Source organism: Aestuariivirga sp. (assembly GCF_041738905.1).
In the GTDB taxonomy this organism is placed as follows: domain Bacteria; phylum Pseudomonadota; class Alphaproteobacteria; order Rhizobiales; family Aestuariivirgaceae; genus Aestuariivirga.
Window position 1 is genome coordinate 1 of the sequence record NZ_JBGSOZ010000189.1, and the last position, 8,424, is coordinate 8,424.

An 8,424-nucleotide genomic window follows, 5' to 3' on the forward strand; every position below is an offset into this window, starting at 1 on the left:
AAAATCACACCGGGCCACCCTCTCAGGTCACACCGGCCTCTCCTCGCCAGCTCGTCGCTTAATTCCGCAAGAACACCGGCGCCAGAAGCACCGCGTCCCTCAGTGATCGCGCTTATACGAGAACCACAGAGAAGGTGTCAAGCGCTTCGTCACGAAAATTTCGCACATGCCATAAGTTATTGATAGTGATTAGCTATTTCTATGATCCGTGGCTGTGGACAAGTCATCCGGTTGATTTTTGGCGCAGTTTTTTGTCCAAGTGGATGGTTTTTGGGTCGATGGCGGCGGGTCATCGACATCATCTGGTCATAAAGAAGCCAGGGAGGCGAGATGCGGTCGACATTTCGCCGTCACATGACAGGCTCCCGGCATGGTTAACGAATTGGAAACACCTTTGGGAGATCATTCGGACCGTGGTTTTTCCACAGGCCAAGGGCTGTTCATCTTCAGTGACTTGGGTGGAGAGACCAACTGCTCGGACGGCGATTGGTCAACGCGGTTGACTATGGAGGGTCGAGCAGGCATTTTCCGGGCCGAAGCAATGGTGCCTTGTGCACCTGGCCCCGGAAGTGGGTTTGGGAATTGGGAGTTTGCGCCCGGCGTGGGACCTGTTATCGAGGGGAAGTCGAACAGGCCCGGGTAAACCGGAGCAACCAGAGTTTGACGAGGGGATTTAAGTATTGAACGATCGCGTCGACAGACAGGTTCGCGCCCGGCCGGACTCCGGCATGGTGCGCCGTCCGCCACGGCAATCGAAGTCTCCCGCGAAGGCTCCGGAACCTGCTCTCGATCATCCATTCGACATTGAGCCCGTTCACCACCGCTGGCTTCTGACGACCTGCGTGGCCGGCATTGCCGGCTCTCTCGTCATTGGCAGCGCCGTTCTCGGCATCTTCGGCGAAAACGCGGCCCCGAGTGATGCCTACGCCTCCGTGGGCAAAGCGTCGATGACTGGCTCCTATCCGGAGAACGCCGGTTCGGAATCCGCTGAGTCCCTTATGGGCCGCAAGGAACTTTCCGCTGCCTACCAGCCGCAGCCCGAGACGTCGGGCGGGTTGATCGTGCCGGAGCGTGATCTCAACAACGCCAATGCCTATCCCGAGATCACCGCCGACGATCTCCCTTATGGCCAAGGCAAGACGGTTGTGATCGATGCCGAGATCGATCCGATCGGCGAAGAAAGCGAAAACATTACCACCATCACGAAGCAGGTTCCGCCGGAGCCGACTGACGAGACTTTCAAGCTCGCAAAGGGCGAGACGCTGATCGACGCGTTGACCGACAGAGGTGTCAGCACGGAGGCGGCAAAGGCTCTCGTGAAGGCAATCGAACCGGTCTTTCCGCCTGGCATGATGAAGAACGGCACCGCTTTCGAATTGACCCTCGACCGCCAGCTCGACTTCTATGGCCGCGAAGTGACCTTCCCGGTCGAACTCTCGTTCAATCCGGGCCCCAATGAAACCCTGACGGTGCAGGCTGATGAAGACGGACGCTTCGTGGCGGCGATCGAAGGCGCCAAGGCCGGCTCCAAGTCGAAATACGCGGAGTTCAATCACTTCCGCACCAAGTCCAAGGTAGGTTCCAGCCTTTACGGTACCGCCAAGGACAACAAGGTTCCCGATTACATTACCGCCGAACTGACGCGCGTCTTCGCCTATGACGTCGACTTCCAGCGCCAGGTGAAGGCCGACGACACGTTCGAAGTGTTCTACGGCAATCCGCTCACCGGCTCATCCGCCAAGCGCAAGGTGCTGCACTACGCCCAGCTGACCCTCGACGGCAAGACCAAGACGCTGTACCGCTACACAACCAAGGACGGGCAGACGGACTACTTTGACGAGATGGGCCGCAGTGCCCAGAAGTCGCTGCTGAAGACGCCGGTCTCGGGCGCCCGCCTCACCTCGGGCTTCGGCATGCGCCGCCATCCGCTGCTCGGCTACTCGAAGATGCATACGGGCGTGGACTTCGGCGTTCCCGCCGGCACGCCGATCCGCGCCGCAGGCTCGGGCGTCGTGCAGATCGCTGGCCGACACGGTGCCTATGGCATCACCGTAGAGATCAAGCACAACAACAAGTACGAGACGCTCTACGCCCACATGAGCAAGCTCGCGTCGGGCATCCGCCGCGGTGCCAAGATCAACCAGGGGCAGATCATCGGCTACGTGGGCTCCACCGGCCGCTCCACGGGCCCCCATCTCCACTATGAAGTCCGCGTGAACGACCGCCCCGTGAACCCGACCCGCATCAAGGCGGCGGGCGGCAAGCAGCTTTCGGGCAAGGAGCTGGCGAAGTTCAACCAGATGAAGCAGCGCGTCCAGGCAATGATGCAGCAGGCGCCATCGGCTCTTCAGGTCGCACAGATACAATAACAGCAGCAATACCGAAGCCGCAGTTGCGCAGGCGATGACACCCTGCGAAGAACGGACATCGTGCGCGCGTTCCTCGTCTTCCTCGCAGCCTATGTGCTGAGCCAGTTCTACCGTTCGTTCCTGGCGGTGATCGCGCCTGAGCTGGCCCTTGAACTCAGCCTCGATCCGCAGGCGCTGGGCAATCTGCAGGCCTTCTGGATTCTTGGCTTCGTCGCAACACAATTCCCCGTAGGCTGGGCGCTGGATACAGTCGGCCCACGCCGGACGGTGTCGCTGCAGATGCTTGCGGCTGTCATCGGCGCCATAGTTTTCGCCACCGCACGCGATGCATTGCAGCTCAATCTCGCCATGCTGCTGATCGGGGCCGGGTGCGGATCGATCTACATGGGGGCGATCTATCTCTTTGGCAGGGTCAGCGCGCGCGAACGGTTCGCGCTTCTATGTTCATGGCTGCTCGGAATCGGCACGGCGGGCAACCTGCTGGCGACGTCTCCCCTCGCATGGGCGGCTCAATCGATCGGGTGGCGGGGCGCCATGTTCGGAATGGCCGCCGCGACCACGCTTTCGGCGCTTTCAGTCTTCCTGCTCATCCGCGATCCCGAACGGATCGTCAGCCATGGCTCGCGCGGGTTGCTTTCCGGCATCGGCGACATTCTGAAGATCAGGGCACTCTGGCCGCTGCTTCCCATCACGGGCGTGAGTTATGCCGTGGTGCTGGCGGAGCGCGGGCTATGGGCCGGGCCATATTTCGCATTCGTCCACGGCCTCGAGCCTGTGGCACGCGGCCATGCGCTTCTCGTCATGGCAGCGGCGATGTCTGCCGGCGCCATGATCTATGGGCCCCTCGACAGGATTTTCCACACGCGGAAATGGATTGTCTTCACGGGCGCGCTCATCACCGCGCTTTGTTTCCTCGTGCTCGGCCTCTTCGATCTTTCCCTTGCCGCCGCCATTGCCGTCATGGGGCTGCTGGGTGCATTCGGCATGACCTACGGGGTGCTCATGGCGCATGGCCGCAGCTTCGTGCCCGATCACCTGCTGGGGCGTGGCATCACACTGCTCAATGTGCTGTTCATCGGTGGGGCGGGCATATTGCAGCCCGTGTCCGGCGCCATCATGAAGGCGATGCAGGGCGGAGACGTTGCCTCCTCTTACGCCACACTGCACTTGATGTTCGGTGGACTGGTGCTGGCGGCATTGGCGATCTATCTTTTCGCCAAGGACAGCCCGCCCAAGGGATGACGATGCAGCACCGCCTCATCGACCGTCACACCACCTGCCTCATCGTCATCGATGTGCAGCAATACTTCCTCGACAAGTTGTCGGTCCACTGGCGCGTGCCCCTCGTCCAGCGCATCGCCTGGCTGATGCGGGTGGCGCGGGCGCTGGATATTCCGATCATCGCAACGGCGGAAGACATGGCGAATGACGGGCCGCTGGTGCCGGAGGTTTCAGCCGAATTGCCGCCGGGGTGCATCGTTCACGACAAGATGGTCTTCGGCCTTGCGGGCCAGCGAAGCATTCTCGATGACGTGACGCGAAGCGGACGCCGGGACCTCGTTCTGGTCGGGCTGGAAACCGATGTCTGCATTGCGCATTCGGCGATCGGCCTCATGGAGCAGGACTACCGCGTGACGGTCATCGAGGATGCCACGGCCTCTCCACCTCCTCATCACGAGGCTGGCCTCCGGCGGATCGCCGCTGCGGGTGGCATCGTCACGAATACAAAGGGCATCCACTATGAATGGGTGCGCGATCTCGCGACGCTTTCCGCCCTGAAGCAGAAGATCGGCACAAGCCTGCCGCCGGGACTCACGCTGTAAGGCTGTGCCTACCCGGCAAGCCCCATTTCGCGCTGCACACGCCTTGGCAGATTGAGAGCCGCGAGACGGTGGCTCTCGCGCAGATAGTCCTGCAGCGCCGCATCATCGACAGTCTCCGGCGTGCGCCGCTGCAGCCAGAGAAGACCACGCGAGGCAAAGTAAGGAGCTGGCCTCATGCCGGGCTGGTCCTTCAACAGATCGAATGTAAGGCTCGACGCCTTGAAGATGATGTCGAGGCTGGGTCCATGCCAATGCGAGGCGATGGCGAAGACCTTGCCCTTCGGCCCGCCCACCTTCCACACATGCGCGTTGTCCCACTGCACGACATGAGAAGTGTGCTGCAGAGACCGGCAGAAATCATTGTACTCGTCGAGCGTCATGTCGGAATTGATCCTGCCATCAACGAGCAATTCGGTCGAAACAAAAATGGCCGGGGAGACCCCGGCCATCTGGTCTACCGAATTCAAAGACAGCTCAGTGCAGCTTCACGACCTTCGGGTCGACGGGCTTTCCGCCCAGCGCATTGCCGTTGAAGGTCAGCACGCCTGCGGTAGAGCCGATCTCGACCGTCTCCCCGTCCTTGATGCGGCCGGCGAGGATTTCCTCGGCCAGCGGATCCTGCACGTTCTTCTGGATGACGCGCTTCAGGGGGCGCGCGCCATAGGCAGGGTCGTAGCCCTTGTCGGCCAGCCAGCTCCGCGCCGCTTCGCTCACCTCGATGGTGATCTTGCGATCGGCGAGCAGCTTCTGCAGGCGTCCGATCTGGATGTCGACGATCGAACCCATGTTCTCGCGCTTCAGGCGGTGGAACAGGATGATCTCGTCGAGGCGGTTCAGGAACTCGGGCCGGAAGTGTCCCTTCACGACGTTCATCACCTGGTCGCGCACCACGTCGACATCCTGCGTCTCGCCGAGGTTCACCAGATACTCGCTGCCAAGGTTCGACGTCATGATGATCAGCGTGTTCTTGAAGTCGACCGTGCGGCCCTGGCCATCGGTCAGACGGCCGTCATCGAGGACCTGCAGGAGCACGTTGAACACATCCGGATGCGCCTTCTCGATCTCGTCGAAGAGGACGACCTGATAGGGACGCCGCCTGACGGCTTCGGTCAGCGCACCGCCCTCGTCATAACCGACATAGCCCGGAGGGGCGCCGATCAGCCGCGAGACGGAGTGCTTCTCCATGTATTCCGACATGTCCACCCGCACCATCGCGTGCTCGTCGTCGAACAGGTACGACGCCAGCGCCTTGGTGAGTTCAGTCTTGCCGACACCCGTGGGGCCCAAGAACATGAAGGAGCCGATGGGACGATTCGGGTCCTGGAGTCCGGCACGCGCACGGCGCACCGCGGTTGAGACCGCATCCACGGCCTCGGTCTGCCCGACGACGCGCTTGGCGAGTTCCTTTTCCATCGCAAGCAGCTTGTCGCGCTCGCCTTCCAGCATCCGGTCGACGGGAACGCCGGTCCAGCGTGACACGACCTGCGCCACGTGGCTCGCCGTCACCGCCTCTTCCAGCATGTTGGCGGCACTCGACTCCTCGGCATCCTTGAGCTTCTTCTCGAGCCCGGGAATGGTGGCGTAAGCCAGTTCGCCCGCCTTGGCGAAGTCGCCCTTGCGCTGGGCCTGGTCAAGCTCGAAGCGAGCCTTCTCAAGCTCTTCCTTCACCTTGGAGGCGGAAGCCAGCTGCTCCTTCTCGTCCTGCCAGCGACGTGTCATCGCCGCCGACTTCTCCTCGAAGTCCGCAAGTTCCTTTTCGAGCTTCACCAGCCGGTCCTTCGAGGCCAAGTCAGTTTCCTTCTTCAGGGCCTCGCGCTCGATCTGCAACTGCATGATGCGGCGGTCGATCTCGTCCAGTTCCTCGGGCTTCGAATCGACCTGCATGCGGAGCCGCGCCGCCGCCTCGTCCATCAGGTCGATGGCCTTGTCGGGCAGGAAACGGTCAGTGATGTAGCGGTTCGACAGCGTTGCCGCCGCGACGATCGCCGAGTCGGTGATCCGCACGCCATGATGCAGCTCATACTTCTCCTTGATGCCGCGCAGGATCGAGATCGAATCCTCGACGGTGGGCTCGGACACGAAGACGGGCTGGAAGCGGCGGGCAAGTGCTGCGTCTTTCTCGACGTGCTTGCGGTATTCATCGAGCGTGGTGGCGCCGACGCAATGGAGTTCGCCGCGGGCAAGTGCTGGCTTCAGCAGGTTCGACGCATCCATGGCGCCTTCGGATTTTCCCGCGCCGACAAGCGTGTGCATCTCGTCGATGAAGAGGATGATGCCGCCCTCGGCAGACGTCACTTCCGACAGCACGGCCTTGAGGCGCTCCTCGAACTCGCCGCGATACTTGGCGCCCGCGATGAGGGAGCCCATGTCGAGCGCCAAGAGCTTCTTGTCCTTCAGGCTCTCAGGCACGTCGCCCTTGACGATGCGCAGCGCCAGGCCCTCGGCGATGGCGGTCTTGCCGACGCCAGGTTCGCCGATCAGGACAGGATTGTTCTTGGTGCGCCGTGACAGCACCTGGATGGTGCGGCGGATTTCCTCGTCGCGGCCGATGACCGGGTCGAGCTTGCCTTCGCGCGCCGCCTCGGTGAGGTCGCGGGCATATTTCTTGAGCGCGTCATAACCCTGCTCGGCGGAAGCCGAGTCGGCCGTGCGGCCCTTGCGGATCGCGTTGATCGCCTGGTTCAGCCCCTGCGGGGTGACGCCCGCCGCCTTCAGCGCCTTCGATGCTTCCGACTGCTCGACGGCCAGCGCCTGCAACATGCGCTCGGCGGAAACGAAACTGTCGCCTGACTTTTCAGCGAGTTTCTGCGCGGCATCGAAGACGCGGGCGAGTTCCGGCGCCAGATAGACCTGACCTGCCCCGCCGCCAGACACTTTCGGCAGCTTGGCGAGTGCGGCTTCGGTATCGCGCAGAGCAAGGCGCGAGTCGCCGCCCGCGGCCTTGATCAGGCCGGCGGCCAGTCCTTCCTCGTCATCAAGGAGAACCTTCAGAAGATGTTCGGGCGTGAAGCGCTGATGCCCCTCGCGCAGTGCCAGCGACTGGGCCGACTGAACAAAACCGCGCGACCGTTCGGTGTATTTTTCGAAGTCCATATCGTACTCTCCTCCTCGGCGCATTTCCCGAGCCCCGGTTGGGCACTCCTGAAACGCCGTCAACGGTTGATGTGCCGGCTGCCCAGACCTTCGAACCCCCGAGAGGCATTCCATCGGGGACAGCCGCCTCGATGATCGTCATATGGGAAGGGTTCTTTGGCGATCAAGCGGGTGCAGGATGACTCCTGCCCAGACTACATGACTTTGCGATGGATCAAGGAGGACTGCCTTTGCCTGGGGTGAAAGACTGAAATGGCTGACAAAAAGATCGATCCGACCGGGCTTGACGCCTATAAGCCTGCGGACGTGGCGTTGCGCATCGAGGAAGCCGGTGTCCGCAAGGCTTCCCTTCCCGCCGTGCCGCTGGCAACGCTCTCGGTTCTTGCAGGCGTCTTCATCGCGCTGGGAGCCGCCGCCTTCACCGCCGCCATGACTGGAACCGGCCTCACCTTCGGACCCTCGCGTCTCCTGGGAGGCTTCGTCTTCTCGACGGGCCTCATCCTCGTGGTGGTGGCGGGCGCTGAACTCTTCACCGGCAATGCGCTGATCGTGATGGCGTGGGTCGACGGGCGGGTGAGCCCCGGCGCGCTGATGCGCAACTGGGGCTATTCCTACGTGGGGAATTTCATCGGCGCGCTGGCGGTGGTGGCCCTCATGGCCTTGTCCGGCCTCTTCGACGGGCCGCTGGGCGAAACCGCCCGGAAGATCGCGGAGGCGAAATCGGCACTTGGCCCGGTGGAAGCCTTCACGCGCGGCCTGCTCTGCAACATGCTGGTCTGCCTTGCGGTCTGGCTCACCTTCGCGGCGCGCAGCGTGACCGACAAGATCCTGGCGATCATCCTTCCGATCACCGCCTTTGTGCTCCTTGGCTACGAGCACTCGGTCGCCAACATGTACCTGATTCCGGCGGGATGGGCGGCAGGCTTACCCGTCGATCTCAAGGGGTTTCTGGGCAACCTCATTCCGGTCAGCCTCGGCAACGTCGCCGGGGGTGCCGGCGGCGTCGCGCTCACGTACTGGCTGGCCTACAGGCCAAAAGGACGAGGCTGAGCCCCACTCATCAATCGGCGGCGGGCTCCTTCACCGGCGGCTCGGCGGCAGGGTCCTTGCGGGGCTTGCGCTCATACTTGCGCTTGGCC

At 62.5% G+C, this 8,424-nt stretch carries 6 protein-coding genes; 4 read left to right on the forward strand and 2 right to left on the reverse strand.

Annotation, left to right across the window (positions count from 1 at the left end):
* Positions 1-680 precede the first annotated feature (680 nt).
* Genes ACEW8Q_RS17890 through ACEW8Q_RS17900 form a run of 3 tightly spaced genes read left to right on the forward strand, consistent with a single transcriptional unit; the run spans position 681 to position 4,192 of the window.
* A complete protein-coding gene (locus ACEW8Q_RS17890) occupies positions 681-2,369 on the forward strand; it encodes a M23 family metallopeptidase (protein WP_373505416.1) in 1,689 nt (562 codons plus the stop codon).
* Positions 2,370-2,429: 60 nt separating this feature from the next.
* Complete coding sequence (locus tag ACEW8Q_RS17895; protein WP_373505417.1) at positions 2,430-3,611, forward strand: MFS transporter; 1,182 nt, start codon at positions 2,430-2,432, stop codon at positions 3,609-3,611.
* 2 nt (positions 3,612-3,613) lie between these two features.
* On the forward strand, positions 3,614-4,192 hold the full coding sequence (locus ACEW8Q_RS17900; RefSeq protein ID WP_373505418.1) for an isochorismatase family protein: 579 nt from the start codon (positions 3,614-3,616) through the stop codon (positions 4,190-4,192).
* Between the two features lie 8 nt (positions 4,193-4,200).
* On the opposite strand, the gene ACEW8Q_RS17905 is transcribed toward ACEW8Q_RS17900, so the two are convergent.
* Together ACEW8Q_RS17905 and clpB are read right to left on the reverse strand one after the other, a co-directional pair.
* Positions 4,201-4,572 carry an MmcQ/YjbR family DNA-binding protein gene (locus tag ACEW8Q_RS17905; RefSeq protein WP_373505421.1) on the reverse strand — a complete coding sequence of 124 codons (372 nt, stop codon included), beginning with the start codon at positions 4,570-4,572 and terminating at the stop codon, positions 4,201-4,203.
* 94 nt (positions 4,573-4,666) lie between these two features.
* Positions 4,667-7,285: an ATP-dependent chaperone ClpB gene (clpB, locus tag ACEW8Q_RS17910; protein ID WP_373505419.1), complete on the reverse strand. Its 2,619-nt coding sequence runs from the start codon at positions 7,283-7,285 to the stop codon at positions 4,667-4,669.
* A 252-nt stretch (positions 7,286-7,537) separates the two neighbouring features.
* Between clpB and ACEW8Q_RS17915 the strand changes: the two genes are divergently transcribed.
* Entirely contained in the window at positions 7,538-8,335 is a 798-nt protein-coding gene (locus ACEW8Q_RS17915) for a formate/nitrite transporter family protein (protein WP_373505420.1), read from the forward strand.
* Positions 8,336-8,424 lie beyond the last annotated feature (89 nt).

Coding starts and splice junctions, on each gene's coding strand:
- ACEW8Q_RS17900 (WP_373505418.1), top strand. CDS start 3,614: ATGCAGCACCGCCTCATCGACCGTCACACCACCTGCCTCATCGTCATC.
- ACEW8Q_RS17905 (WP_373505421.1), bottom strand. CDS start 4,572: ATGACGCTCGACGAGTACAATGATTTCTGCCGGTCTCTGCAGCACACT.
- clpB (WP_373505419.1), bottom strand. CDS start 7,285: ATGGACTTCGAAAAATACACCGAACGGTCGCGCGGTTTTGTTCAGTCG.
- ACEW8Q_RS17915 (WP_373505420.1), top strand. CDS start 7,538: ATGGCTGACAAAAAGATCGATCCGACCGGGCTTGACGCCTATAAGCCT.